This is a genomic window from Embleya scabrispora, from assembly GCF_002024165.1.
In the GTDB taxonomy this organism is placed as follows: Bacteria; Actinomycetota; Actinomycetes; order Streptomycetales; family Streptomycetaceae; genus Embleya; species Embleya scabrispora_A.
In genome coordinates this window covers 601,821-628,785 of record NZ_MWQN01000001.1, presented here as the reverse complement: position 1 = coordinate 628,785, position 26,965 = coordinate 601,821, and the positions used below count along the sequence as shown (strand labels likewise).

At 72.5% G+C, this 26,965-nt stretch carries 22 protein-coding genes; 11 read left to right on the top strand and 11 right to left on the bottom strand.

The window, feature by feature from the left end; all coding sequences use genetic code 11:
* Positions 1-47 precede the first annotated feature (47 nt).
* Entirely contained in the window at positions 48-221 is a 174-nt protein-coding gene (locus B4N89_RS49585) for a hypothetical protein (protein WP_161500604.1), read from the top strand.
* A gap of 274 nt (positions 222-495) precedes the next feature.
* On the top strand, positions 496-1,671 hold the full coding sequence (locus tag B4N89_RS03045) for a chitinase (protein ID WP_201260955.1): 1,176 nt from the start codon (positions 496-498) through the stop codon (positions 1,669-1,671).
* Positions 1,672-1,693: 22 nt separating this feature from the next.
* Here the strand turns inward: B4N89_RS03045 and B4N89_RS03040 are convergent, their stop codons facing one another.
* Positions 1,694-2,602 carry a GNAT family N-acetyltransferase gene (locus tag B4N89_RS03040; RefSeq protein ID WP_078974326.1) on the bottom strand — a complete coding sequence of 303 codons (909 nt, stop codon included), beginning with the start codon at positions 2,600-2,602 and terminating at the stop codon, positions 1,694-1,696.
* 214 nt (positions 2,603-2,816) lie between these two features.
* Between B4N89_RS03040 and B4N89_RS03035 the strand changes: the two genes are divergently transcribed.
* Together B4N89_RS03035 and B4N89_RS03030 are read left to right on the top strand one after the other, a co-directional pair.
* Positions 2,817-7,415 carry a HEAT repeat domain-containing protein gene (locus B4N89_RS03035; protein ID WP_078974325.1) on the top strand — a complete coding sequence of 1,533 codons (4,599 nt, stop codon included), beginning with the start codon at positions 2,817-2,819 and terminating at the stop codon, positions 7,413-7,415.
* A gap of 71 nt (positions 7,416-7,486) precedes the next feature.
* Entirely contained in the window at positions 7,487-8,092 is a 606-nt protein-coding gene (locus B4N89_RS03030) for a CGNR zinc finger domain-containing protein (RefSeq protein ID WP_078974324.1), read from the top strand.
* A gap of 34 nt (positions 8,093-8,126) precedes the next feature.
* Here the strand turns inward: B4N89_RS03030 and B4N89_RS03025 are convergent, their stop codons facing one another.
* Positions 8,127-9,587 carry an APC family permease gene (locus tag B4N89_RS03025; RefSeq protein WP_078974323.1) on the bottom strand — a complete coding sequence of 487 codons (1,461 nt, stop codon included), beginning with the start codon at positions 9,585-9,587 and terminating at the stop codon, positions 8,127-8,129.
* Positions 9,588-9,880: 293 nt separating this feature from the next.
* On the opposite strand from B4N89_RS03025, the gene B4N89_RS03020 reads away from it, so the two are divergent.
* The 3 genes from B4N89_RS03020 to B4N89_RS03010 all read left to right on the top strand — a co-directional run bounded on the left by B4N89_RS03020 (position 9,881) and on the right by B4N89_RS03010 (position 13,874).
* Entirely contained in the window at positions 9,881-11,329 is a 1,449-nt protein-coding gene (locus tag B4N89_RS03020) for an aldehyde dehydrogenase family protein (protein WP_078974322.1), read from the top strand.
* Between the two features lie 500 nt (positions 11,330-11,829).
* Positions 11,830-13,227 (top strand): NAD(P)/FAD-dependent oxidoreductase, encoded by a 1,398-nt coding sequence (locus B4N89_RS03015; protein WP_078974321.1) that lies wholly within the window; start codon positions 11,830-11,832, stop codon positions 13,225-13,227.
* 113 nt (positions 13,228-13,340) lie between these two features.
* The gene (locus B4N89_RS03010) at positions 13,341-13,874 is read left to right on the top strand and encodes an Lrp/AsnC family transcriptional regulator (protein ID WP_078979069.1); all 534 of its coding nucleotides are present in this window, start codon (positions 13,341-13,343) and stop codon (positions 13,872-13,874) included.
* Between the two features lie 19 nt (positions 13,875-13,893).
* Here B4N89_RS03010 and B4N89_RS03005 read toward each other — a convergent pair whose 3' ends face one another.
* The 7 genes from B4N89_RS03005 to B4N89_RS02975 all read right to left on the bottom strand — a co-directional run bounded on the left by B4N89_RS03005 (position 13,894) and on the right by B4N89_RS02975 (position 21,572).
* The gene (locus tag B4N89_RS03005) at positions 13,894-14,388 is read right to left on the bottom strand and encodes a hypothetical protein (RefSeq protein ID WP_078974320.1); all 495 of its coding nucleotides are present in this window, start codon (positions 14,386-14,388) and stop codon (positions 13,894-13,896) included.
* A 594-nt stretch (positions 14,389-14,982) separates the two neighbouring features.
* Complete coding sequence (locus B4N89_RS03000; protein WP_078974319.1) at positions 14,983-15,393, bottom strand: PPOX class F420-dependent oxidoreductase; 411 nt, start codon at positions 15,391-15,393, stop codon at positions 14,983-14,985.
* Between the two features lie 10 nt (positions 15,394-15,403).
* A complete protein-coding gene (locus B4N89_RS02995; RefSeq protein ID WP_078974318.1) occupies positions 15,404-16,414 on the bottom strand; it encodes an alcohol dehydrogenase catalytic domain-containing protein in 1,011 nt (336 codons plus the stop codon).
* On the bottom strand, positions 16,411-17,757 hold the full coding sequence (locus B4N89_RS02990; RefSeq protein WP_078974317.1) for an aspartate aminotransferase family protein: 1,347 nt from the start codon (positions 17,755-17,757) through the stop codon (positions 16,411-16,413). Before B4N89_RS02990 ends, B4N89_RS02995 begins: the two co-directional genes overlap by 4 nt.
* Positions 17,750-19,186 carry a trehalose-6-phosphate synthase gene (locus tag B4N89_RS02985; RefSeq protein ID WP_078974316.1) on the bottom strand — a complete coding sequence of 479 codons (1,437 nt, stop codon included), beginning with the start codon at positions 19,184-19,186 and terminating at the stop codon, positions 17,750-17,752. The genes B4N89_RS02990 and B4N89_RS02985 overlap by 8 nt, the downstream gene beginning before the upstream one ends.
* Positions 19,186-20,253 carry an SDR family oxidoreductase gene (locus B4N89_RS02980; RefSeq protein ID WP_078974315.1) on the bottom strand — a complete coding sequence of 356 codons (1,068 nt, stop codon included), beginning with the start codon at positions 20,251-20,253 and terminating at the stop codon, positions 19,186-19,188. Before B4N89_RS02980 ends, B4N89_RS02985 begins: the two co-directional genes overlap by 1 nt.
* Positions 20,250-21,572: an MFS transporter gene (locus B4N89_RS02975; protein ID WP_161500603.1), complete on the bottom strand. Its 1,323-nt coding sequence runs from the start codon at positions 21,570-21,572 to the stop codon at positions 20,250-20,252. The genes B4N89_RS02980 and B4N89_RS02975 overlap by 4 nt, the downstream gene beginning before the upstream one ends.
* A 133-nt stretch (positions 21,573-21,705) precedes the next feature.
* Here B4N89_RS02975 and B4N89_RS49580 point away from each other — a divergent pair, with 133 nt between their 5' ends.
* From B4N89_RS49580 to B4N89_RS02960, 4 genes are read left to right on the top strand one after another with little or no spacing between them, the layout of a single operon-like run.
* Positions 21,706-22,104, top strand: coding sequence for a hypothetical protein (locus B4N89_RS49580; protein WP_161500602.1), 399 nt, complete (start codon positions 21,706-21,708; stop codon positions 22,102-22,104).
* Entirely contained in the window at positions 22,041-22,619 is a 579-nt protein-coding gene (locus tag B4N89_RS49575; RefSeq protein WP_161500601.1) for a BadF/BadG/BcrA/BcrD ATPase family protein, read from the top strand. Before B4N89_RS49580 ends, B4N89_RS49575 begins: the two co-directional genes overlap by 64 nt.
* Before the next feature lie 35 nt (positions 22,620-22,654).
* Entirely contained in the window at positions 22,655-23,689 is a 1,035-nt protein-coding gene (locus tag B4N89_RS02965) for a sugar phosphate isomerase/epimerase family protein (RefSeq protein WP_078974313.1), read from the top strand.
* Positions 23,686-24,858: a sugar phosphate nucleotidyltransferase gene (locus B4N89_RS02960; RefSeq protein ID WP_078974312.1), complete on the top strand. Its 1,173-nt coding sequence runs from the start codon at positions 23,686-23,688 to the stop codon at positions 24,856-24,858. The genes B4N89_RS02965 and B4N89_RS02960 overlap by 4 nt, the downstream gene beginning before the upstream one ends.
* On the opposite strand, the gene B4N89_RS02955 is transcribed toward B4N89_RS02960, so the two are convergent.
* Complete coding sequence (locus B4N89_RS02955) at positions 24,824-25,726, bottom strand: carbohydrate kinase family protein (RefSeq protein WP_078974311.1); 903 nt, start codon at positions 25,724-25,726, stop codon at positions 24,824-24,826. The genes B4N89_RS02960 and B4N89_RS02955 overlap by 35 nt on opposite strands.
* Complete coding sequence (gene aroB, locus B4N89_RS02950) at positions 25,719-26,909, bottom strand: 3-dehydroquinate synthase (RefSeq protein ID WP_078974310.1); 1,191 nt, start codon at positions 26,907-26,909, stop codon at positions 25,719-25,721. Before aroB ends, B4N89_RS02955 begins: the two co-directional genes overlap by 8 nt.
* Positions 26,910-26,965 lie beyond the last annotated feature (56 nt).

The window sequence follows — 26,965 nt, the reverse complement described above, 5'->3', positions numbered from 1 at the left end:
GAACATTCGGGAACGAGCTCCGCGGCCGCCGTCGCGCCCTCCACAGTGTGGAGGAGGGCAAGGCGCCGTCGGGGTTGGCTGTGCGGATCGATTCGGTGCACAAGACGGACGATCTCGTGGCGCCGGACTTCAGGACCTCGATCTCGGCCGACGAGCCGATCCAGGTGATCGAGACCGGTCCCGCGGTGTTGAGGCCGGGTGATGTGCCTGTCGTCGGATGAGAGCCGAAGCCGTCGAAGGTGTCGGGGGCCGCCGGCGGGAGCGCAGGTCCGCGCGGTTCGGGCCGGGGCCGGTGGGTCCGGGGAGGGGTGCGGGGTGACCGGGTGGTTGTGCGACGGGTGGCGAAATTGGTCCAGTCCAATGTATTGACGGTGCGGAAGGGGAGGGCCACGCTTTGGCCATTGGTCTATACCAAGTCCCCCACAGGAGTCCCCCGTGGCACGTCGTTTCGTCCCCATACTTGCCGCTGCCGCCGCGTCCGCCGGGTTGCTTTCGATGTTCGCGCTCACCGGTGGAGCCACCGCCGCCGGACCCGCCGCGTCCGCGCCGGGTGGCGTCGGGAGCAACTGGTATGCCGCCGCCCCCTACCTCATGCCGCTCGACAACGACCCGCCGGACGCCGGAGCGGTCATGGACGCCACCGGCCTGAAGGCGTTCCAACTCGCGTTCATCCTCGCGCCCAACGGCGGTGGTTGTACGCCGACTTGGGACGGTACGAAGCCGGTCGCCACCGATACCGCGGTGGCGGGCGTGATCGCCGCGATCCGAGCCAAGGGCGGTGACGTCTCGGTGTCCATCGGCGGCTACGGCGGCACCAAGCTCGGTCAGACCTGCGGCACGCCGGAGGCGACCGCCGCCGCGTACCAGCAGGTGGTCGACAAGTACGGGCTCAAGGCGCTCGACTTCGACCTCGAGGAGCCGGAGTACGAGAACAGCGCGGCCATCCACAACGAGATCGGCGCGGCCAAGATCCTCCAGCAGAAGAATCCCGGCATCTACATCTCGGTGACCACCGCCGGCACCGCCGACGGCACCGGCTGGTTCGGCAAGCAGATGCTCAACGAGGCCAAGGCGCAGGGCTTCACGCCGGACAACTTCTCGATCATGCCGTTCGACGGCGGCTTCAACGGAGCGGCGGCGCAGACCTCCGCGCTGACCAACTTCAACTCGATCCTGCGCAGCACGTTCGGCTGGGACGCCGCCACCGCCTATGCCCACGAAGGCATTTCGCAGATGAACGGGCGCAGCGACACGGGCGAGTACTTCTACCAGGCGGACTTCCAGACGGTCTACGACTACGCGATCAGCCATCACATGGCGCGCTTCACCAACTGGTCGGTCAATCGCGACCGGCAGTGCACGCCTCCGGACAACGGCGGACGAACGTCGGGCGTGTGCAGCAGTGTTGCGCAGGCACCCTGGGACTTCACCAAGTTCTCGGTACGGTTCGCGGGCGCCACGCCGCCCACGACCCCGCCGACCACGGCCCCTCCGACGACCACCCCGCCGGGCAACTGCACGATCGCGGCGTGGGATCGCACGGCGGTCTACCAGAGTGGCAACTCCGTTTCATACAAGGGTCATTCGTGGAAGGCCAAGTGGTGGACGCAGGGTGAGGAGCCGGGGACGACCGGGCAGTGGGGGGTGTGGCAGGACCTGGGGCCCTGCTGATTCTCCGCCGCGCCGGCTCCGGTCAATGCGATCGGCCCACCGGTAGGTCGAGTTGGTACTCGGTCGACCGGTGGGTCGGTCGGTAGCCGAGGGCGTCGTTGATGGCGCGCATCGCGTGGTTGGCGTCGGCGGTGTCGGTCAGCAGCGCGGTGAGGTCGGGGTGGCGTTCCCTGGCCTGCCGGATGGCCTCGGCCTTCATCCACAGGCCCAGGCCGCGGCCTCGGTGTTCGGGCAGGACACCCGTGCTGTAGTGCTGACCGTCGCCCTTGCCGTCGCCGGGTACGACCAGTTCGGTGAAGCCGGCGATGGTGCCGTCGGCCGTGTCGATCGCGACGACCGTATGCAGCAGCTCGCCGCGATCGGCGATGGCCCGGGCCGCCGCACGGACGCGCTCCACGTCCCAGACGACCGTTCCGTAGTCGGTCTCGCCCATCGGCATGTCGTCCATCGCGCGGCGGGACGCGGCGAAGGTCTCGGCCAGCGCGTCCGGGACGGTGCCGTCCCAGGAGCGCAGCCGGTAGCCGGGGTGGTCCCGCTCGGTGATCGTGGCCCACGCCGCGTCGTCGGGCTCGTGGTCGGTCAGCGGCAGCCGGGCGTAGATCAGGGTCAGCACGTCCCGGAATCCCCGCTCGGACAGGAACGCCGCGCCCGGCGAGTCCGCCTCGGCCTGGGCGAGCAGAGAGCGGCGGCCCGCCTGTCGGGCGGCCTCGACGGCCGCGTGGAGCAGAGCGGTGCCGACGCCGTCGCGGCGCTCGGCCGGGTGTACGTGTACCTCCACCTCGGCCAGGTGGTCCTGGCCGGGTTTGTCGAACAGCCGCAGGAAGGCGGAGCCGCGTGGGATGCCGTTGGTGTCGGCGGCCAGCCAGGCCAGGCGGTGGGCGCTGGGGCTCCGTTTCGGGTCGGTCAGCGGGGTGAGGTAGGTCGTCGGCAAGGGGGCTCCAGGGGTGGTGCTCGGTGCTCGGTGCTCGGTGCTTTCGTGCTTGCTTGGTGCCTGGTGTTTTGGTGGGCGGTCCCCTGTGCGCGGTGTTGTGGGTCTTCGGCGGTCGGACGGCGAACCTAGCCGGCGCGGCGTGTCGACGGCAAGCATCGGGGCGGGTGGGAAAACCCGCTCGTCGCGTGCTGCGGGGCCTGCCTAGGATCGAGCGATGACGATCCCCGGGCAGGACGCCGTGTCGCTTGCCGTGGCGCGGGCCGGCGCCGCGTGGCTCTCGGCGTACTTCGACGGGGTTCCGTGCCCGATTCCGGTGCTGCGGGTCCTGGTCGCGCACGGGGACCCGACGCTGCGACACCTCGGGGTGGTGTTGCTTCGGGAGCGGGTCGGGCGGCCCGGGGGTGGTGCGGACGGCGAGGCGGCGGCTTTGTTGCCGCATGTGTCGGCCGGATCGGCCGAGGCGGCTTTGGTGCTCGCCGAGGTGTACGCGCGGTTGCGTGTCCCCCTCCCGGACCGGCGCGCCGCGGGGTGGCCGGCCCGGGTGCGGATCGCCTGGCTGCGGGCGGAGATCCTTGCCCGGCCCGAGGCGACGGTGCGGGCCGAGCCGGCGGGGGAGGAGTTGTACCGGGCGGTCGAGGGGATCGACGCCGGCGCGGTGGACGACGTCGGGGCCCTGCTGGACGGGCTGTCGGCGCGGCCGGATCCGGTGTTGCGCGCGGCGGCGCTGCGGGTGGTGCGGCAGGCGTTGGCCGATGCGTTGATCGGGCCCGGGCAGGCCCGCGCCAGGCTGGTCGAGTTGCTGGATCCGGCCGCCGGTGCCGAGGTGGTGGCGGGGGCGTTGGCGGAGTTGGCCGCGCCGTGGGCCGCCGAGGAGATCCCGGCCGGGATGGAGCGGGCGCTGCGCCGACTGCTGCCGGAGTTTCCGGACGCGGTGGAGGTCGCCGCGCGCTTCGGGACGATCGGCCTGCTGCGTGAGGTGGCCGCGGATCCCGGGTTGCCGGGACGACAGCGGCAGCGCGCCCTCGCCGCGATCGGTGACTTCGCCGAACGCGGCGATGTGGGCGAGCTGTTGGGAATCGCCGAGGCGGATCCGCTGCTGTTCGCAGAGTCGATCGTGGCCTGTCTGGGGGCGATGCATCGGCGCGGGCACTTCGTCCGGGACGAGGACGTGCCCGCCGTGATCACCATGGCGCTCGCCGACCACCGCGTTGCCGCGGTCGACGTGGCGATCGTGCTGTACACGGTGCGGCACGAGGTGCTGCGGGTGCTGAGCGCCGTCGCGGACGATCACCCGGATTGGCCCCGATGCGTGGAACTGCTGTCCGCGCTGGCCGCGCAGGGCGCCCCCGATCTGCCGGTCGGCGACATGCTGACCGCTCGGTTGGCCGGTGACGGTCGGCCGGAGCCCGTACTGGCCGCCCTTCGCGCGTTGCGGTACACGGGCGCGGAGGAGGCCGTACTGGCCGCGTTGCCCCGGGCGCCCCGGGCCGCGTTGCGCGCGTTGGAGGCGATCGGCGGGCCGCGTACGGTCACGGCGTTGCGCGAAGGGCTGGGGGTGGCCGACCCGGGCGGGGTGGTGGTGCCGCATCTGCGCGGGGTGGCCGACCTCGCGCTGGAGGTGTCGTGGCACCTCACCGACGATCCGCACCGGCGCCGGGAGTTGCGGGCCCGACTCGACCGACGGGCACTGCCCGAGCGGATCGCGGCCGACCTCGGGATGCCGGACCCGGACGAACTCGCCCTGCTCACCGCGGACATCGACGCGGACCGTCCGGTCGCCGCACTGTGCCGGATCGCCCGCAACGGCGACGCGCGGACCATTCCGGCGCTCGCCGACCTGCTGCTGCGGGTGGTGAGCGACCTGGTGGCGAACCGGGGCGAGGAGATCGCCGAGCCGGTGGTGCCGGACGAGGTGGTCGAGGCGATCGGCGGGCTCGGCGAACGCCTGTACCGGCGCAGTGCGTTGCGTCCGGTGTATCTGCTCGCCGCGACCGACCCGAAGGCGGCGCGCGCCGAACTCGTCCGCGGCATCACGCTGGATGTGATCGACCGCGAGGGCGTCACCGACGCCGAACTGGTCGTCCTGCTCGAACTGCTGTCCCGGGGCCACGAGGCGACCGGGTGCGGTACGCATCGGGCTCGGCCCGGCGTCAAGGACCGTATCCACCGCCTGATCCGGCACCGCGACCCGGACGTGCGGAAGCACGCCATCGCGCTGCTCGCCCGGGACCCGGACGCCGCCCGTTCGTTGTCCGCGAGCCTGATCCCGCTCACCGCCTCCGCGGATCCGCGAACGGTGCGTCAGGCCCTGCGCGCGCTGGGCCGGATGCGGGCCCGATGGGCGGGGGAGGCGATCGCGGCGTGCCTGGAGCATCCGGTGATGAACGTCGCGAAGACGGCGGCGGAGGCGCTGATCGACGCCGGCACGCCGAGGCAGGTCTCGGCGCTGCTCGGGTGGCTCGGGCGGCACGACAACCCCGGTCTGCGCGACTCGTTGACCGCGGCGCTCGGGGCGGTGCTCGGACCGGCGTACCGGGCACGGGTCCTGGAGGCGGCGGAGCGGGCGACGCATGCGCGAGAACGTGCGCTGCTGATCCAGGCCCTGGACCGGGAGTGGTCCACCGGTGCGATGGCGGCGCTGGTGCGCCGAGGCTCGCCGGTCGCGGAGCCGATGCTTGCCGGGTTGGCGCGAGGGGACTTCGAACTGCGGGACGGCGGCCTCCCGGACCTGGCCGAGGAGTTCGCGGCCCACGACATCACGGTGCCGAAGCCGGCGGCCGAGGTGTCGGAGGAGGACCGGGAACTCCGGGCCGATCTGCTCACCCCGGCCCGCCGGCGCGACCACGACGTGCCGGCCGTGGTGCGGTTGGTCCGGCGTGGGCCGAAGGCGGCGACGCTCGACCAACAGGCGGTCCTGCGAAGGGCGTTGCCGCAGATGCTCGCTCTGGCGCGGTGCCGGCCGGCCGATCGGGCGGCGGTGTTGCGGTTCGTGGTGGCGGCCTGTCCCGCGCCGTGGTCGGATGCCGAACGCGCCGCGTTCGCCGACGCATACGACGTGCTCGCGGCCGAACTCGGCACGGTGGACGGAGTCGGCGCGATCCTGGAGGCGATCGCGGGCTCGTTGGCCGAGATCGCCGCGTTCGACCTCGCCCGCCGGATCCGCGCATTGCCGGACCCGGCCTTCGCGGGCCGGGCCCCTCTGGCGGTGCTGCGAGGTTGCGGAGCCGTCCGCACTCGCGAGGACGTGGAGCGCGCACTCGCCGGAGCGCGGTCGGGAGCGAACCCCTGGGAGGCCGAAGTCGCGCTGCTCGACGAGGCGTTCCGACCGGAGGGTGGGCCGGACGCCGGCGGCTCCGGGGCCCGGGACCTCGAACGGGTCGCGCTGCTCGATGCCTGGCGGTCCGGGCTCGATGCCGCCGTGCGCTCGCCGCAGACGCTCGCCGCGTTCCGGGCCGAGACCGAGACCGCCGCCGACCCGGACTCCCGGACGCGGCTCGCCGCCCTGATCGACGCGTTCCCGAGCGCCGCGCCCGACACCCGCGCACCCCTGCTCGACTGGCTGACCCGACTCCAGCCGATCGACGCGCCGCCGTGGATGTCGGCCGAACGGGCCGCCCGGGCCCGGCGGTCCGCCCGCACCGGTGCCGCCACCCGTCTCCCGCACGCGGAGGACCTCGACCAGCCACGCTCGACCCCGCAACGCGAGCGTCTGGTGGCCCTGCTCGCCGCCGCCGACCCGCGCCGCCGCACGGCCGCCGCCGAGACCCTGTGCGACTGGGCCGAGCCGGCCACCCGACGCGTGGTCCTGGACGCCCACCTGCGCGGCGCCGTCGACCTGCCCGCGCACCTCCTGCGACCCCTCGCCACCACCCTGCTCGACCTCGTCGACGACACCGACCCCGCCGGCGTGCTCACCCGCCCGGACGCCGACCTCGCCCGTACCCGGGCCGCGCGACTGTGCGCGGTCATGGCCCCGGAGGACCTGGAACGCGCGGCTCCGCAGCTCGTCTCGTGGTGGGAGCAGGGCACGCCCACGGTGCGGGCGGCGGTACTCTCCGCCACCCGCGCGATGTCCGCCGACGTCCTCGCCGAAGCCCTCCGCGCCCGACTGGACGCCGGCGCCCTGGGCTGCCTCGACCTGCTGCTCGATCGCACGATGCGGCGCACTCCGGAACTGACCGAGACCGTACGCCGGCTGCGCGCCGAGGGGCGCATGGCGCTCGCCGACCGATTGACCCTGGTCGGCGGCGTACTCCGCGCACCCGGCCCCGATCGCAACGGCCTTGCCCTGGTGTCGCTGCGCACCCGGACCGTGCCGCCCGGTGCCGAGCGCCCCACCCGCGACGGACTGATCGCCACGGTAAGGGCCGACGCCCCCGAGCAGGCCCGACGGGCGCTGTCCCGGCTCGCCGACGAACACGGCGCCGATCCGGAAGTACGCGCCCTGGTCGCCGAGTTGCTCGGTCACGCGCACCCGCGTGTGCGCCTGCACGCACACCGGATCTCGCGGCGGGTGCTCGACCGCACCGAATACCTGCGACACACCGAGCAGTTGCTCGACGATCCGCGACGGGACGTCGTCCGAGGCGCGATCCGCACGCTGTCGCACGCCGGTTGGCAGCCGGCCGTGCCGTCCCTGATCACCCTGTTCGCGGACGCCGACCCGGTGATCCGCGAAGCCGCCGGCGAGGGCCTGGCCCGGATCGGGGTCGCGGTCCTGCCGGCACTGCGCAAGGCCGCCGCGCACGCCCGCCCGGATCGCCGCGGCCGCTATCTGGAACTGCGCGACCGGATCGCGGCGGCCCCCGAATAGCCGGTCGCGGTACTCCGCGCCGGCGTTCCGGGCCATACCGGTCAAACCGGTTCGCGAGTACGCTGTCGGGTATGCCGCGATCCGCCGCCGACACCCGTCGATTCCGCCACGGAGCGGGCCGGCTCGCCCTGGACTTCATCCGCACCCTGAGCCGCCGGGGTACGCCGCAGGAGGTCGAGGAACTACCGGACGCGGAAGCCCTGTTCGCGTGGGTACGGCAGTTCGGCCCGGGCGGCGGGATCGTCGCCGTCGCCCCCTTCGCCGCCGTATCGGTGGCCGACGCCCGGCAGTTGCGCGAGGCCATCCACGAACTGATCGTGGTGGCCTGCCGGGGCGAGGGGTTGGCCGCCTGGCGATCCGTGGGCCGAGAGCGGGTCAACCGCGCCGCCGCCGCCGTGACCCCGGCCCCGGCGGTGGACGCGTGGGGGCGGGTGCGCTGGAGCGCGCCGGACCCACTCTCCGCCACCCTGTCGCTGGTCGCCCGGGACGCGATCGACCTGGTCGACTCCGACGCGATCACCCGCGTCAGAGCCTGCGCCGGCCCGCTCTGCGGAGCCCTGTTCCTGGACGAATCCCGCCCCGGCACCCGCCGTTGGTGCTCGATGAACACCTGCGGCAACCGGGCAAAGAAGCAAACGGGCCGAACTCCGAAACAGAACCTGCACACCGCCTCGTGAAACGGGGACGCGAACGGCGGCCGGCCGATCGGAACTACCGTTCGGCCGTACCCACGTGTGCCGCGTCGCGCGGGTCCTGGACCCTGGTGCGGTAGAGCCAGAGCGCCACGCCGACGATCAACACCCCGCAGGCGATGCCCAGTTCCTTGAAGCCGCCGTAGCCGGTGATGGAGAAGCCGGTCGCACCGACCACCAACACCACGGCCAGGAAAGCGGCGAGCAGCCAGGCCAGCGGGACGAAGAAGCTCGGCAGCCGGATCGGTCGGGGCAGGTCCGGGCGGTCCCTGCGCAGCATGGCGAAGCCCGAGATGGCCAGTACGTGGGTGAGGATGTAGCCCAGGTTGCCGGTCACGATGATCGCGAGCGGGGTCTTGAGCGCGATCAGGATGACCACGTTGACCACGAGGGCGATCATCAGCGCCCGCGCCGGCACGCCGCGCCGGTTGAGCACGCCGACCTGCTTGATCGTGGTGCCCTCCTTGCCCATGTTGTAGAGCACGCGCGAGCCGTCGGCCAGGCCGGTGATCATGATCAGCAGCAGCGAGGCGATCAGGAAGACCACCATCAGGTCGGCCGCGCCGCCCACCAGGTCGTTGAACGCGCCGACGTAGAACGTGGTCGGGTCGAGCCCGATCTTCTCCTCGCCGACGTAGCCGGCCAGCGCCAGCGGCAGCAGGATGAACACGCCGAGCGAGAACAGCACACCCGCGCGCAGCGCCCGCGAGGTGTCCTTGACGGTGTCCTTGTACTCCGGGGCGAACGTCGCGCAGACCTCGACGCCGAACGACGTCCAGGCCATCACGTACAGCCACACCAGCGACTCGCGGATGCCGGCCGCGCCGTGCAGATTCCAGTGCAGGTTGCTCGCGCTCCAGTCGCCACTGGCGAACGGCAGCACGATGAACACCACGAGCGGGACGAGCAGCATGCCGCCGGTGACGTAGACGACCCACATCGCGACGTGCAGGCCGAACATCGCCGCGCCGAAGAGCAGCACGATCACCGCGATGCCGACCACGATCGGGAAGGTCAGCTCGGCGAAGCCCAGATCCAGGGTCCAGTCCTGGCCCTGGAACCACTGGGCCTGGACCAGCGAGCCGATGATGCCCGCGTACACGGACAGCGCGGTGGTCCAGGGAAACCAATAGCCGATGCTGGCCAAAGGGCCGACGAACGGCGCGCGCTTCTTCCAACCCTCGGTCGCGTAGTGCGCGATTCCGCCGGACGACTCGGGGAACATCGCGGCCAACTCGGTGTAGATCCAGTTGGCGATCGTGGCCAGGAGCATCGAACCGGCCCACAGGGCGATCGCGCCCCACGCGCCGAGGCCGCCGATCGAGGCGCCGAGCGAGGCGATCAGCGCGGCGGGCATGGTCAGGGACATCGCGAAGCCGTCGTACCAGCGCATCTTCTTGGCGAGCGCGGGCGGGTCGGCCACGGTGTCGGCGGCGGTACCGGTCGAGCCGGGCGCGGCCGGTTGTGGTGCTGCGGACATACGTTTCCCCTTCGCGGGGTGGGAGCGGCCGGTGGAGGTTCCCGGGGGACGGCCGCTTGGGGGAGGGAGTCGCGGGCTCCGGACGCGCTGCTGTCGGCGCCGTCGTCGGACCTGCCGGTTGCCCTGCTGATGGCCCTGTTATAGATCCGGGTTTTCAACCACGTCAAGGGTTGTTGTTTGTTCGTTCGACAAATGATGGCCGTCGAAGTTGCTCATTGAGATCTATTGACAGGTCAAAGTTGCTGATGAAGTCTGAACCCACGCCGCCCGAGGACAGAGAGGGATCCCCCCGCATGAGCAGCAACGGCCCCGCCCGCCACCAGTTCTTCATCAACGGCGCCTACGTCGACGGCTCCGGCACCGAGGGCTACGACGTGATCAGCCCGGTCACCGGCGAGCACGTGGCCACCGTCCCGGTGCCCACCGCCGCCGACCTGGACCGGGCCGTCGGCGCCGCCAACACCGCGCAGCGCGCGTGGGCCAGGGTCAACGTCTGGCAGCGCGCGGAGTTGTGTCACCGCATCGGCGACGAGATCACCAAGCGGGTCGACGAGCTGGCCCGCCTCCAGACGCTGGAGCAGGGCAAGCCCCTCGCCGAGTCGGTCGCCGACATCGAGGAGGCCGCGCAGCTCTTCCACCTGCACGCCGAGGACGCGGTCCGGCTGCACGGCGAGACGATGCCCTCCACCGACGGTACGAAGCGCATGTGGACCTTCTACGCGCCGGTCGGCACCTGGGGCATCATCACCCCCTGGAACTTCCCGCTGCTCATGCTCGCCGAGTTCGTCGCCCCGGGGCTGGCCACGGGCAACGCGCACGTGGTCAAGCCGCCGGCCAACACGCCGCTGACGGTGCTCAAGGCGATGGAGGCGTTCGTCGCCGCCGGGGTGCCCGAGGGCCTGATCAACATCCTCCCGGGCGAGGGCGCCACGGGCGACGCGCTCGTGCGGCACGACGGCATCGACGCGATCGGCTTCATCGGGTCCTCCGCCACCGGCGCCAAGATCCAGGCCGCCGCCGGGCTCAAGCGCTCGATCATGGAGTGCTCCGGCAACGGGCCGCTCGTCGTGCTGGAGGACGCCGACCTGGCTGCCGCCGCCAAGGCCGCGGTGTACGGCGCGTACCTGTGCGCCGGGCAGGTCTGCTGCGCCACCGAGCGGGTGATCGTGGTCGACGCGGTGCACGACGCGTTCGTGGCGGCGGTGTTGCGGGCCGCCGAGGATGTGGTGCTCGGTGACCCGTTCGATGCGGCCACGAATCTGGGGTCGCTGAACAACGAGGGTGTGGCCGCGAAGATGGATCGGCACATCGCGGATGCGCACGAGCGGGGCGCGAAGGTGCTGTTGGGCGGCAAGCGCCGGGTGGGGATGCCGACCGAGCTGTACTACGAGTTCACCGTGGTGGACGAGGTTCCCGTGGACAGTCTGCTGTCGCGGGAGGAGTCGTTCGGGCCGGTGGTGCCGATCATCACGGCGGTGGACGAGGACGATGCGTTGCGCCTGGCGAACGACGACAAGTTGGGGCTTCAGGGGGCGGTGTTCACGCGGAGTATGCGGGCGGCGTATCGGTTTGTGGAGGAGATGGCGGTGGGGCAGGTCGTGGTGAACGACAGCACGTGTTTTTGGGACGTGAACATGCCGTTCGGCGGGGCCGGGAATCGGGGTACGGGGTGGGGGCGGATCGGGGGCAAGCACACGCTCTTGGACATGTCCGATCTCCGCACGGGTGTGATCAACCTGTAAACGCCCGGGCCTCGATCGCCGGTCAGGCTTTTGGCCTCAATCGCCGGCCGGGCTGAGTAACCCGGCCTCCGGCCGAGGTGGCCTCAAACGCCGGCCGGGCTGTTTGGCCTCAAACGCCGGCCGGGCTGTTTGGCCTCCCGCGCCGGCTGGGCTGGGTTGACCCGGCCTTCGGCCGAGGTGGCCTCAAACGCCGGCCGGGCTGTTTGGCCTCCCGCGCCGGCTGGGCTGGGTTGACCCGGCCTTCGGCCGAGGTGGCCTCAAACGCCGGCCGGGCTGGATTTCGCGGACCGAGCGATGGATAGCCCGGCCGGCGTTTGAGGCCAAAAGCCTGGCCGGCGCTTGAGGCCAGATAGCCGGGCCGGCGATTGAGGCCACTTGAGCCGGGCCGGCGTTTGAGGCCAAGTAGCCCGGCCGGCGTTTGAGGCCGACAGCCCCGGCCGGCGGTTGAGGGCGAATTTGGCTGCCTTTGGAATACCGGTCACTACCCCGTAGGGAACCGCATGAGCCCGAGTCACCGCATTGCCTTGCGTGATGCTGCCCAGGAACCGTTTTGGTTGGATCGGATCGAGCGTCCCGAGCCATTGGCGCGGCTCGTAGGGGACGTTCGGGTCGATCTGGCCGTGGTTGGTGGCGGGTATACCGGGCTCTGGACCGCGTTGATCGCCAAGCAGCGCGATCCCGGGCGGGATGTGCTCGTGCTCGAGCAGGGCACCTGTGGACATGCCGCCAGCGGGCGCAACGGGGGGTTCTGTTCGCCGAGTCTCACCCATGGGCTGGCCAACGGGCTGCAGCGGTGGCCGGACGAGATCGATACGTTGCAGCGCCTGGGCGCGCGCAACCTCGATGCGTTCGAGCGTGACCTGGACACGCATGAGATCGAGTGTGGATTCGGGCGTACCGGCAAGGTCGCCGTTGCCGCCACTCCCTGGCAGGCCGAGTCCCTGCGGGCGTCGGTGGGGGTTGCCCATCGGTATGGGGAGAAGGCCGAATACCTGGAAGGGGACGCGCTGCGCGGCTACGTCGACTCGCCGCTGTGGGCGGCGGGCGTGTGGCAGCCCGACTACGCGCTCCTGGATCCCGCGCGCCTGGTCTGGGGGCTGCGCCGAGCCTGCCTGGACGCCGGTGTGCGGATCGTCGAGCGTACCGAGGTCACCGCGATCGACACCAAGCCCGCCGACGCGGTCCGGCTGAGCACCGCCTACGGGCTCGTCGCCGCCCGCCGGGTCGCGCTCGCCACCAACATCTACCCGCCGCTGCTGCGCCGGCTCGGTCTGAGCATGGTCCCGGTGTACGACTACGCGCTCACCACCGAGCCGCTGACGGACGAACAACTCGCCGCGATCGGCTGGACCGGCGAGCACGGCGTCACCGACGCGGGCAACCAGTTCCACTACCTGCGCAAGACCGCCGACAACCGCATCCTGTGGGGCGGCTACGACGCCATCTACCCGTTCGGCAGCAGGGTCGACGAGGCGCTGACCCAGCGCCCGGAGACCTTCGACATCCTCGCCGAGCAGTTCGCCGCGACCTTCCCGCCGCTCGCCGACGTCGCCTTCTCGCACGCGTGGGGCGGCGTGATCGACTCGACCACCCGGTTCTGCATGTTCGCCGGCACGGCCGCGGCCGGCCGGGTCGGCTACGCGCTCGGCTTCACCGGACTCGGCGTCGGGGCCACCCGGTTCGGCGCCGAGGTGATGTTGGACCTGCTCGCCGGCACCCGGTCGGAACGTACCGAACTCGCCATGATCAAGCGCAAGCCGATTCCGTTCCCGCCCGAGCCCGCGCGCTGGATCGGCATCCAGGCCACCCGCTGGTCGATGGCCCGCGAGGACGCGCACGGCCGACGCAACCTGTGGCTGCGCTCACTGGACCGGCTCGGACTGGGCTTCGACTCGTGAACCACGCGGGCGCCGGATCCGGGGACCGGCGGGAACAGGGGAAGATGGCCGCCGGAGATCAGGAACAGGTACACGCGCCGAACCCGGCGCCGCAGCAGACCCGGAGCAGCCGCATGACCCCTGCAGGCCCGCTGGACGACATCGACCGGCGCATCATCGCCATCCTCCAGGCCGACGGCCGGCGCGCGTACAAGCAGATCGCCGAGGACCTGGGCATCCCGGCGTCCTCGGTGCGCTATCGGGTGCAGCGCCTGGAGGAGAGCGGGACGCTCCAGATCGTAGGCATCGCCAACCCGCTCACCATCGGGTTCGACCGGCTCGCGATGATCGGCATGCGGGTACGGCCCGGCAGCGCCCGGGAAGTGTGCCGGGAACTGCGCGAGTTGCCCGAGACGTCGTACGTGGTGATGGTCGCCGGGCAGTACGACGTGATGGTCGAGGTGATCTGCCGGGACACCGACCACTTCACCGACCTGCTCAACCGGCGCCTGCTGTTGATCGACGGGGTGCTCTCCACCGACTCCTTCTTCGTGCTGGAGGTGCACAAGCTCGCGTACGGCTGGGGCGTCGGCGGCGTCGAGTCCTCGCTGCTCGACGCGCCGGAGATAGCGCCGGGGTCGGGCCTGGACCAGCGCGACAGCCGCTGACCGCGCGCCCGTTGCCGGTTCAGCCGCTCGCCGGCAGGCCGGCGAGCCAGCGGTCGGCGGCGCGACGGGTGGTGAAGGTGTGTACGGGGACGTCCGGCGCGGAGTGGGCGGCGAGCAGTCGGCGCACCCGGGGGCGGACCGAGTGCCGGTAGGCCAGGACGGAGCGCAGGACGCCGGGGTCGAGCCGGTCGTGATCGCTTGGTTCGGGATGCCGGCGGCGGGCCAGGATCGCGGTGATCGCGGCCGGCGGATGGATATCGAGGAAGACCACGGTGTCCGCCGCCCTCAGCCGGATCGGCAGTGTGGAGGCGTAGTTGCCGACCACGATCCAGCGGGGCCGGGCGATCAGCGCGCGTTGCGCGTCGGCGAACTCGTCGGGCGGGGCGGTGGTTCGATCCTCCCGGTGGTACAGGGTGTCCAGGTGGGTGACGGGGAGGTCGAGTCGGGTGCCCAGGGCTTCGGCCAACTCGGGCCTGCCGGTTCGGCTGACGCCGACGACGACGATCTTGCGCATGGTCTTGCAGCGTACGGAGGTGGCGGGCGCCGCGCGCGTGGATTACCGGGAGTTTGCCGGGTGGGCCGGTCTCGCTGGGCCTCATGCGCCGGCCGGGCTGTGGGGGACCTGGCCTCCGGCCGAGGTGGCCTCAAACGCCGGCCGGGCTGTTTGGCCTCAAGCGCCGGCGGGGCTGGGTTGACCCGGCCTCCGGCCGAGGTGGCCTCAAACGCCGGCCAGGCTGCTTGGCCTCAAACGCCGGCCGGGCTGTTTGGCCTCATGCGCCGGCCGGGCTGTTTGGTCTCATGCGCCGGCGGGGCTGGGTTGACCCGGCCTTCGGCCGAGGTGGCCTCAAGCGCCGGCCAGGCTGCTTGGCCTCAAACGCCGGCCGGGCTACTTGGCCTCAAACGCCGGCGGGGCTGGGTTGACCGGCCTCCGGCCGAGGTGGCCTCAAACGCCGGCCGGGCTGTTTGGTCTCATGCGCCGGCGGGGCTGGGTTGACCGGACTTCGGCCGAGGTGGCCTCAAGTGCCGGCCGGGCTGGGGGACCCGGCCTCCGGTTGAGGGGGCTTTGAGGGTTGGTTGGGCTGGAGTTGTGCTGTGTCGGGGGTGGGGTTCAGTTGGTTGCGGTGCCGGTGATTCGGGTTGGGGTCAGGCGTATGATTACGCGGATCGACTCCGGTGGGAGGTTGAGGTATTCGGTGCCGGCGCCGGGGCCCTCGTACTTTTCGGCCAGTTCGACCGCGAGTCGGCGGCCGATGTCCTCGGTGATCGTGGTGGTGCCGCGTATCTCGACGTAGACGTCTAAGTCGGCGGGATCGTAGATGGTCAGGCTCGCGCGCGGGTCGCGGCGCAGGTTGCGGTCCTTGAGCCGGCCGGCCTGGGTGGAGATCAGGATGTCGTTGCCGTCGCGACCCACCCACACCACCGAGGTCTGCGGGCTGCCGTCCCGGTTCACGGTGGCCAGTACGGCCGGGTGTGCGGCGTCGAGCAGCTTGCGGGCGGAATTCCCCAAGAGGATCGTCATGTCCGGGATCCTACGTGGCGTTCATCGAGGCGGTCGCGGCTCGCGGTCGGATCAGTGTCTTGCCCAGCGGCCGACCGCTCACCTGTGCGCGCAGTACGGCCGGGAGTTCGGCGAGCGTGATCTCCGCGGTCACCAGGCGCTCCACGGGCAGCTTCGGCAACACCGCCAGCGCGGCGGCGAAGTCGGCGCGACCGGTGCCGTAGCTGCCGGCCACGGTGACCGGCCGACCGGCCCAGGTGGTGCGCACCGCCTGCTCGCGACGCCGGACCCGGTCCAGATCGCAGGCCAGGTCCGGGAGCCGGTCCCCCGGGGCGGTGCCGCCGTAGAGCAGGGCCAGCCCGTCTGGGACGAGCGTGCGCAGAGCCTCGGCCAGAATCTCCGGGCGCACGAAGCTGGTCGCGATCACGGCGACCGCGAAGGCCGATGCCGGCAGGCCCACGGTCGGTCGTACCTCGAAGCCGCGCGCCCGCAGGAACTCGGTGCGGTCGGTGCTGCGATTGGCCAACGTGACCTCGGCCCCCGCGAGTTCGGCGAGGCGGGCGATCCACAGACCGGCCGCGCCCGCGCCGAACACCACCACGCGCCGACCGAGCAGCGGGACGCCGGTGTGCCCGACCAGGGCCGCGACGCAGTGTTCGGCGCAGGCCAGCGGTTCGGCGAAGACCGCCTGCCGGTCGGAGAGTTCGGCCGGAATCCGGGGCAGCGCGGCGGTCAGCCGGTCGGCCGGGCCGGCCGCGTACATCTCGGTCGCGAAGCCGCTGGTGCGCGCGAGCGGCACATTGGGATCGAGGGCCACCCGGGCACCGACCGGCAGCGCCTCGGGCAAAGTGGACTCGGCGACCACGCCGACCAGTTCGTGGCCGAACTGACTGGGACCGTGCCGCTCGCGGGCCACCTCCTTCAGGTCGGAGCGGCACAGGCCGGCCAACTCCACCCGGATCCGCACCCGGTGTTCGCCCTTCGGCGGGTGCGGTCGGCCGAGCCGCAGGTGCGGGCCGTGCGGGCCCAACTCGACCCTCATCCCGCCCGATCCGGGCGAGCGGTGCCGACTCGGGGCGCGTGTGTGGTGCGCCCGACCGCTTCGGCGGCCACCACCGCCAGCGCCTCGCCGAACCGGTCGGCGATCAGATGCGCCTCCGCCGGGGTCAGGATCAGCGGCGGACGCAGTTCGATGACATTGCCGAGCCCGTGCTCGGAGACCCGGGTCAGTACACCCCGTGCGTGCAGCGCGCGCTGGAACGCGTGCGCGAGCTCCGGAGCCTTGCCCCCGTCCGGGCGCACCAGTTCGAGGCCGAGCATCAGCCCGGGCCCACGCACGTCGCCGAGCATCGGGTGCTCCCGCCGCAGAGCCCCCAGCCGCTCGGTCAGGATCGCGCCGGTCCGGCGTACGTTCTCCAGGAAGCCCGGCCGCCGGACGATCTCCAGCGTCTTGACCGCCGCCGCGGCGGCCAGGTTGTGGCCGCCGTAGGTGAAGCCGTGCAGCGAGCGGTCCCAGTCGGCCATGCGCTCCTCGGTCAGGATCGCCGCGAGCGGCAGTCCGCTGCCGGTCAGCCCCTTCGAGACGGTCATCATGTGCGGCACCACGCCGAACAGATCGGCCGCGAACATCTGTCCCGTGCGGCCGAACGCGGTCTGGATCTCGTCGAAGATCAACACGATTCCGTGCTCGTCGCACAGGGCCCGCAGGGCCGGGAAATAACCCGGCGGCGGCACGATGTTGCCGCCCATTCCGCTGATCGGCTCGATCAGGACACACGCCACGCTGCCCGAACTGGCGTACGTGATGAAATCCTCGATCCGGCTCACGCACAACATGCCGCAACTGTCCGGGGTCTGCCGGTAGAAGCAGCGGAAGCAGTAGGCGTCGGGCACGTGTACCGCGCCGAGCGGCGGCATGTGGAACGGCGCCCGCATACGACTGCTGCCGTTGTACGCGGCGGCGGCGATGGTCTGGCCGACGTGGCCCCGGAACGGCACGATCACGTCGCGCCGGCCGGTGTGGTGCTGGGCGATCCGGATCGCACCCTCGTTGGCGGTCGAGCCGCCGCTGCTGCGCAGGTTCACCCGGGTCAGGCCCGGCGGGGCCAGAGCGACCAGGTCGCGCATCAGGCGGTCGGTCGACTCGGTGCGGAACGACGAAGAGGCGAAGACCAGTTCCTCGGTCTGGGCCCGGACGGCGGCCATCACCTCGGGATGGTGGTGGCCGAGGATCAGATTGAACGTCCCGGACACGCAGTCCAGGTATTCCCGGCCGCTCGCGTCCCACGAGCGGATCCCCTCGCCGCGTACCAACTGCGCGTCGCCCAGCCGGTATTGCGCGACCCCGACGGTCGCGGCGGCGCGCTCCTCGGCCGACTCAGTCATCGCGGTGATCCGCGTCGAGCCGCTCCAGTTGGGTGCGGACCCACGCCTCCAGCGTCCACGGCTCGGCCACCTTGCGCCGCCGCTCGGCCGCCGCCGCCCGTTCGGCGGAGGACGCGGTCAGCGCGGCGATCAGCGCGTCGGCCTGCTCCACCAGGTCGAACGGGTTGATCGTGCGGCAGACCGGGGCCAGGATCTCCGCCGCGCCGCACATCTCGGACAGAATCACGTCCGCGTCGCGCTCGTTGACCAGTGGAGCCTCGAAGGTGCTCAGATTCTGGCCGTCCACCGTCGAGTTGAAGATCAGCACGTCGGCTCGGCGGAAGCAGCCGATGGTGTGCTCGACCTCGTTGTCGCAGTGCAACCGCACGGTGTCGGGGCCCAGTTCGGCGTTCGCCTCGGCGATCGTGTACTCCACCCGCCGGACGTAGTCGGCGTTCGCCTCGACGTAGAGCCGGTTCGGATTCATCCGGACCAGCATGCGGGAGGACCGCACCCGGGGATCCCGGCGATGGGCGGACACGAAGGCCCGGACGGCGCGTTCGGCGTTCTTCATCGGGTCGGTCCGGCCGCTGTGCACCACCAGGGGCGCGTCGCCCGCCCACTCGGCGATCCCCGCCGGCAGGCGGGGATGGTCCGCGTCGAGCGCGCGCGGGCTGTAGCCGAGCGGCATGGTGCGCACCCCCGTGCGCCGGCCGCGCCACCGGATCACCCCCGCGTTGCGGTCCACGTCGGCGTCGGGTATCAGATCCGCCACGCAGTCCAGGAAGTTGCGGCACCACCGCTCGGCGAAGAAGCCGATCGTGGTCGCCGGCAACATGCCTTCGAGCAGGCCCACCCGCAGTGCCCGGGGCAGGATCCGCCAGTAGTCGGGCGAGGGCCAGGGGATGTGCACGAACAGCAGGATCGGCGCGGTCGCCCGCACCGCACGCAATCGAGCCGGTACGCCGACGAGTTGGTAGTCGTGCACCAGGTACACCGGATCGGCGACGTCGGCCGAGTCGGCGAGCAGGGCACCGGCGAAGTCCTCGGTGAACTCGGTGAATCGCTCCAGGGCGGTGTAGGTCTCGGCGCCGAAGGTCGGCGTGGTCCACCGGTCCCAGCCGTAGTTGTTCGCGGCCCACATCAGCTGCGCGGTCATGAAGTTCTGCACGACGTCGAAGGTCTCCCGGTCGTGCCGCAGCAGCCGGACCCGGATGTCGCGGCCCGAACGCAGGCGCAGACTCAGACCGTTCGGGTTCTCCCGGGCCGCTCGATGATCGTCGTCGGTGTCCGCGCTGGCGATCCAGGTCACGTCGAGCACACCCGCCTGTTCGGCGACCACGTTTCCGGTGCCGCCGGGCGCGAGCCAGGGACGCAGCGCGCCGGTCACCGGATCGGGGGCGAAGCTGACTGCGGCACGCTTGCTGGCTAGGAACAGATGACGGTCCATCAGGGCTGGTCCCTTCCGAGAACGGCTGAAGCGTCGAGAGCGGCTGAAGCGTCGAGAGCGGCCGAGGCATCGAGGTCGGCCGAGGTGTCGAGGGTGGCGCGCGGCGGCGCGAGGGTGTTCGGGTCGGCGGTCGAACCGGGCAGGCCGCAGGACCCGATCGAGCCCGTCGGCCCGACCGCGGTGGCGATCAGCGCGGCGTCGGCCGCGAACACGTCCACCGGATCCAGGCCGCGCAATTCGGGCAGGTGCGCGGCACGTTCGCTGTGCAGGCACGCGTTGCGCGGGCGGCACGCGTACCCGGTGTCCCGCTGTGGCACGGCGGTCACCAGCGCCGGGTCCACGCCGTGCACCGCCGCGATGTGCCGGGCCCACTGCACCCGGGACAACCGCCGCGGCCCGCCCAGATGCACCACGCCCGTGTGCGGCGAGTCGAGCAGGGCGGCGGTCCAGGCCGCGACGTCGTCGACCAGCACCGGGGTGTTCCAGTGCCCGTCCGGCACCGCCACGGGCGCGCCCGCGCCGAGCCGTTCGGCGCACGTGGTGAAGAAGTTCGGCCGCAGCCCGGCCCGGTCCCAGCCGTACACCAGGCTGACCCGCAACACGAGCGCGTCACCGCCGGACAGGTAGGCGGCCTCGGCGGCGAGCTTGGCCCGCCCGTAGGCGTTGGCGGGCGAGGTCGGCGCGGACTCGGCGCAACTGTCCGCGTGGCCCGGGAAGACGTTGTCCGTGGAGATCAACACCATCCGCGCGGGCCGCCCGGCCAGCGCCGCCACCACGTGGCGGGCACCGGCGACGTGCACGGCGGCCGCGCCCGCCGGATCGGCCTCGCACCGGGTGATGTCCGAGGGCCCGTGCGCGGCCACCACGGCGTCGGGACGGACCGCGTCGACCACCGTGCGCACCTCGCGCGGATCGGCCACGTCCACCGGAAGCCAGCGCAGCCCCCGGGTCTCCGGGGTGCGGGGGCGCCGGCGCGAACCGAGCACGACGCCGTGACCGAGGCGGGTCAACCGGGTGCCGACGTGGCCGGCTATGTACCCCGATCCGAACAGCAGGACCCGGGTCATCGGGCGACTCCCTTCCGACGCGACGGTCGTGGGTGGTGCGGTGGGTCGGAACGAACACCCTCGGCGCGGTCACCTTCGCCGGAGCCACCGGAGCCACCGGAGCCACCGGAGCCACCGGAACCGCCCGGATCGTCGGAAGCGCCGTCCGGGTCGCACGTGCCCGGGCCGGCCTCCGCGGGCAGCAGCCGCAACGACCGCGCGCCCACCATCACCACCACCCCGCACAGCGCCACGACGCCGAGGACCGTGCCCAGACCCAGCCGGCCGGCCAGGGTGCCGACCAGCGGCGGGGCGCCGAGGAATCCGGCGTAGGACACGGTGGTGACGAGCGAGATCGCCTGCGGGCGAAGGCTCGGGGCGACCGCGCGACCGGTCGCGGCGAGCAGCGTGGGCAACACCGGCGCCAACCCGACGCCCGCGAGCGCGAAGCCGGCGAGCGTGGTCGGGGTGGACCAGGCCGCCGCCGCGAGCGCCAGGCCCAGGCCGCCGAGCGCGCCGCCGCCGAGGATCAGCGGGGCGTCGCCGACCCGTTCGCCGCGCCACTGGGCGAGCAGTCGGCCGGCGGACAGGCCCGCCATGTAGACCGCCGGGCCGCACGAGGCGAGGAACGGACCGGTGTGGAGGTTGTCGGTGAGGTGGATCGCACCCCACTGCTCGACGGTGTTCTCCATCAGCAGCACCGTGCCGCCGACCGCGCCGACCACCGAAAGGGCGATCAGGAGACGGCCGTTCGCCCGCTCGGCGCGCGCCGATCCGGGTTCGGCGGCCTCCTCCTGCCAGCGCCGGCGGTCGATCGCCGCCGCCGCGCTCAGCGCGACCAGTACGGCGATGGTCACCAGGATCGCCCGCGCCGACACCCCCGCGTGCAGCGCGAGACCGACCGCCGGGGCGGCCAGGACCATCGCGAGCGGGGTGGCCGCCTGGACCCGATGGAACAGCCGCTCACCGGTCAGCGCCTCGCGCGCGGCGGTGGTGGCGTTGAGCGCCACCTCGATCGCCCCGCTGGTCGCGCCGATCAGCAACAGCGCGGCGGCGAACGTCCAGCGCGACCCGGCCACCGCGACGGCGAGCGTGCCGAGCGCGAACCCGAGGGTGACCAGGGGCAACGTACGCGGGCCGAGCCGCCGCGCGAGCGGCCCGGTCAGCAACATCGCGGGGACCGCCGCGACCGGGACCGCGAACAGCGCCAGACCGAGTTTCCCGTCGTCCAACCCGAGTTCGTCCTGAAGGGTGGGCAGCAGCGCGGCCCAACCACCCCAGAACAGCCCCCAACTCGTCGCCGGGGCAAGCAGACCGAGCACACCGCCGCCGTTTCGCATGCACACTCCGTCCATTCCAGGTGACCGAGAGTGTCGCCCACCGTATCTTCCCACCACTACCCCGAGCCGGCCCTCGGCACCGATAGCGTGACCGGCGGCGGGCGATTTCGACGGACTGCGGAGGCTTTCGACGGTGGAGTACTGGGCGATCGACGCCGGCGGCACGCGGACCACGGCCAGGGTGGGCGACACGCGGTACACCCGGGGGTCGGTGAATCCCGCGTCGGCGGGCGCGGCGGCCGAGGCGACGTTGGCGCGGTTGCTGGCCGAGATCGCCGCGGACCTGGCCGGGGCGCCCGCGCTGGGCTGGTTCGCGAGCGCCGCGATCACCATGGACACCGTGCCGGCGGAGATCGATCGATTGGCGGTGCTGGCGCGCGAACACGGCCTGGCGGGGCGGCTGGTGGTCTCCGGGGACGTACCGCCGCTGCTGCTCGCGCCGCCGACGGCCGGGCGGGGGTGGTCGTGGTGGCCGGGACCGGGTCGGCCTGCGTGGCGGGTTCCGGGCCGGACGCGGGGCCGCCGGTGGTGATCGGGGGCTGCGAGTACCTGGGCAGCGACGAGGGCAGCGCGTACGCGCTCGGCGCGGCCGGATTGCGGGCCGCCGTACGCGGTGCGGACGGGCGCGGGCGGCCGACCACGCTGTTCGCCGCCCGGGGGCCGCGCGAACTGGCCCGCCGGCTGGCCGCGGAGCCGTTTCCCAAGAGCGCGGTGGCCGCGTTGGCGCCCGAGGTGTGCGCGGCGTGGCAGGCGGGCGACGCGGTGGCGGGCGAGGTGGTGCGGGCCGGCCTCGACGATCTGATCGACGGGGTCCGCGCGGCCCGGGACGCGGCGGGCCTGAGCGGCACCTGGCATGTCGTGCTCAACGGCGGTGTGTTCCGGGGGTGTCCGCCGTACGCGGCCGAGCTGAGCCGGCGCGTCGTCACCGAACTCGGCGCGGCCGCGTCGCCGACCGTGATCGCCGATCCGGTGGACGCGGTGTACGCCGCCCTGCGGGCGAACGAGGGTTCACCGCCCAAGGGTTGGGCACACATCCGCCACCTGTGAGGAAGCGAGCCGCAACCGAACGAGGGGGACCGCCGATGACCCGAAGCCCCACCGGAGCCGAGGACCAGAACCCCGCCCCACCCGCCCCGCCCCCGGCCCGAGCCGCCCCCGGTGCCGGGCCCATTCGGCTCGGGATCTGCCTTGCCGCGCTGGCGCCGTTCGGACTGGCGGGGGCGTTGGCGGTGGCCCGGGACGTCGGCGTGGGCGTGGTCGACCTGCCGGTCGATCGTGGCTTCGCGCTGGTGGACGCGGCCCGCCTCGAGGATCCGCGCCATCAGCGCGACGTGCGGGAGCGGTGTGCCGCCGCCGGCGTCGCGATCGGGTGTGTGAGCAACAGCCGGGACACCCAACTCGTGCTGGGCCCGCACGGGCCGCATACCGACGCGGTGTTGGCCGGCAGCGCCGAGGCCAAGCGGGCGTTCGGGGTGCGCGCCGCGCTCGGGACGGTGCGGTTCGCCGCCGGGGTGGGCGCGCCGCTGGTGCGGCTGATGCTGGGCGTGCCCGATCTGGCCCGCTGGTTGTCCTGGTCGGGCAGCGAGGTGAGTTGGCAGGACAACGTGGACGCGTGGGTGCACGCCGCGCGCCCGGTGCTGGAGTTGGCGGACACGCTGGGCGTACGCGTGGTGATCGAGCCGCATCCCAAGCAGGTCGCGTACGACCCGGCCAGCACCCGGGCGCTGCTCTCCGGCGCGAGCGGGGTGCACCTGTGCGTGGACCCCGCCAACCTCGCCGCCATCGGATACGACCCGGTGGCCTGCGTTCGCGGCTGGGGCCGGCGACTGGCCGCCGTGCACGCCAAGGACCTCCAGCGCTGGTCCGACACCGAACCGCCGCGCGGCGCGGGCTGGTCGCGCTACGGTCCGGGCCCGGCGATCCGGTTCCGCGCCCTCGGCGCCGGTGCCCTGCCCTGGCCGGCCATCGTGGCCGCGCTGCTCGACGACGACTACCGGGGAGTGATCTACGTGGAACACGAGGACGCCCTACTGCCGACGGAGCAGGGCCTCGCCAATTCGCTGACGCTGCTGCGCGCGCTGATCCCCGCCGGCGTCGCCCCGGGGCGGACCTGGTGACGCTCGACGGAGTACGCGGCGGCCTGCTCGCGGGCGGCCTGGGCGAGCGCATGGGCCCGCTCACCGCGACCGTCTGCAAACCGCTCGTCCCGTACGCCGCGAGCTGCCGCCTGGTCGACTTCAGCGTGGCCAACGCGGTCCGCTCCGGCCTGCCCGAGCTGGTCCTGCTCTCCCAGCACCGCGAGTCCGACCTGGTTCGGCACCTGATCGCGCACTGGGACGAATCCCCGGGGACCCGGCTGCACTTCGGCCCGCACGACACCCTGGCCCGATCCGGCCCCGGCGCGATCCTGCCCGCCCGGCCCGCCGAACGCGGCACCGCCGACGCGCTGTTGGCCAACGCGGAATACCTGTTCGCGCCGGGTGCGCGCGATCTGCTGATCCAACACGCGGACCACGTCTACGTGTTCGACTACGCGCCGATGCTCGCCGCGCATCGTGCCGCCGACGCCGACTGCACGATCGGCGTACAGCGCATCGAGCGCCGCTGGGTGCACCTGTTCGGCATGGTCGAGGCCGATCCCGACGGCCGGGTCCGGGCCCTGGTCGAAAAGCCCGCGCGGCCGACCTCCGACCTGGTGTTCACCGCGTTCTGCGTGTTCCGGATCGCCGCGCTGCGCGAGGTGTTGGCGACGCTGGCCGGACGCGGCGAGGCAGGCTGGCAACACGACATCAGCCGCGACGTACTGCCCGCGATGATCGCCCGGGGCGACCGGGTGACGGCGTATCGGGTGGCCGACCACTGGGCCGACATCGGCACCGTCGAGCGTTACCGGGACGAGCAGTTGCGGCTGCTCGACCGGCCGCATCCGATCCCCGCCGAACTGCTGCCGCGCACCCTCGCGGGCCTGGGGGAGGGGTTTCCCCGGTACGCCGACGGCAGTCTGCTCGGCATCGGCACACCACCGGGGACGCGGGTCGAGGGCAGTGTGCTCCACCCGGGCTGTTCCCTCGAACCGGGCGCGACCGTACTGCGTTCGGTGGTGTTGCCGGGCGCCACGGTCGCCGCCGGCAGTACGGTCCGCGATGCCATCGTCACCCCGAGCGGGATCCTGACGCCGACCCCGCCCGGGGGCACGACGCCACCCGGAGCCGGCACGGCGCCCGCCCGTCCCGAGCCGCCCTCCGAGCCGGTCAGGACACCGCACGATCCAGCTCTTCCGCCGTGATGAACGACGTGTGCGTACCGGCCGTGCGGACCGCGTGCGCCCCCGCGTGGGTGCCCGCCGCCGCGCAGCCGGCCCAGTCGCGGCCGGCGAGGTAGGCGTACAGGAAGCCGGAGACGTAGCTGTCCCCGGCCCCGTTGGTGTCCACCACCTCGTCGGCTCGCATGGCCAGCGCCGGTACGTGCCACAGCGGCCGATCCGGCACCACCAGATAGCTGCCCCGACCACCCGCCATCGCGACCACGATCTTGGCCCGGCCCCGGGCGAGCAGGTCCCGCGCGGCCTCCTCGACCCGGTCGCCGAGCCGGTTGGTGGAGGTGAACACCAGTTCGGCCCCGTAGGCGAAGTCGGCCCGGCCGGGGTCCTTCCCGTCCCAGCCGTGCAGGTCGGTCGAGGTGGACACACCCGCCTCGACCGCCTCCGCCAGCGCGGCCCGCGACCAGCCGCCGATCGACACGTGCGCGTGCCGGGTCCGGGCCAGCGCGGGGCGATACAGATCGGGGTCGACCACCAGGTCTTTCGGCAACCGACTGTCGTGCAGCGAGAGTCGTTCGCCGTCCGGGCCGACCAGGTTCACACTGCGCGGAGTGCCGGCCCGGTCGGTGGCATGCGCGAAGGACAGGCCGTGCCGCGCGTAGTGCGCGAGCACGAAGTCCGCCTCCGGGTCGTCCCCGAGCACGGCGGCGAGATGTGTGCGCAGCCCCAACGCCCGACAGCCCAAGGCCACCCCGTTGCCGGTGTGCGCGACATAACTGCGGATCGGCGGCACCTTGAAGTCGCTTATCGGCAAGGGGAGTTCGGGTACCCGTACGATGATGTCCACACCCACCCCGCCGACCACGAACACATCCAGCCCGGCGGGTTCAGCCATCGGTTCCTCCGTGGGTGCGCGCCAAGGTGGCCTCGGATTCGGCGGAGACCACGAGCGCGGCGTGGATCTCCTCGTCGGTGACGTCGTCGGTGATCACCGTCTCGCCGAGTGCGGTGGGCAGCACGAAGCGCAGTCGGCCGTCCCGGATCTTGCGGATCTGCCCCAGGGCTTCGACGGTGGTCGCCGGATCGAGCGGGGCGGGCAGCGCGGCGAGCGTGGTGGGCAGCCGCACCCGGTCCAGGAGTCCGGTCACCCGGGCGAGCAGGGTCGGGTCGAGCAACCCGCGGCGTGCGGCGATGCGCGCCGCGCAGGCCATCCCGAAGGCGACCGCCTCGCCGTGCAGGACCGGGCCGTAGCCGGTCGCGGTCTCCACGGCGTGTCCGATGGTGTGCCCGAAGTTCAGCGGCCGGCGCAGGTCCCGCTCGTACGGATCGCGGGCGATCAGGCGGCACTTGAGCACGCTGGAGGCGTGTACCAGGGCGGCGGTGGGCCCGGGGTCGGCGGCCAGTACGGCCGCGTGCCGGTGCTCGATCAGCTCGAACAACTCGGGCGAGGCGATGATCCCGGTCTTGATCGCCTCGGCCAGTCCGGCGCGCAGTCCACGATCGTCCTGGGTGCTCAGATAGCCGACGTTGGAGACCACCGCGCGGGGTTGGTAGAAGGCGCCGATCAGGTTCTTCGCGGACGGGTGGTCGATGGCCACCTTGCCGCCCAGGGCCGCGTCCACGTGCGCGAGCAGCGTGGTGGGCACGTTGATGTACGGCAGTCCGCGCATGTACGCGCTGGCCACCCAGCCGACGGTGTCCATCACCACGCCGCCGCCGACCGCGAGCAGGATGTCCCGGCGTACCAGCGAGGTTTCGGCCAGCCAGTCGAGCAGTGCGCTCGCGGTGCGCAGGCTCTTGCTGGCCTCGCCGGCCGGGAAGGAGGTGGCGACCACGTCGAGTCCCGCGGCGGTCAGGCGTTCGGCCAGGCGGCGTGCGTGCAGCGCGAGCACGGTGTCGTCGGTGACCAGCGCGACCCGGCGACCGTCGATCTCGGCGCACAGGTGCGCGAGCGCGGTGTTCTCGTCGAGGCAGACATGGACCGGATATGTGTCGAGCCGCCGAGCGGTGGCCATGATCGGTTCGACCCGGCCGCGAGGCAGCGCCAGCTGTTCGGACACTCGGACGTATTCGGTCATATATTCACACCCCGGCAGCTCAACGAAGACGTCGCAGACAATCCGGATATTCGCTG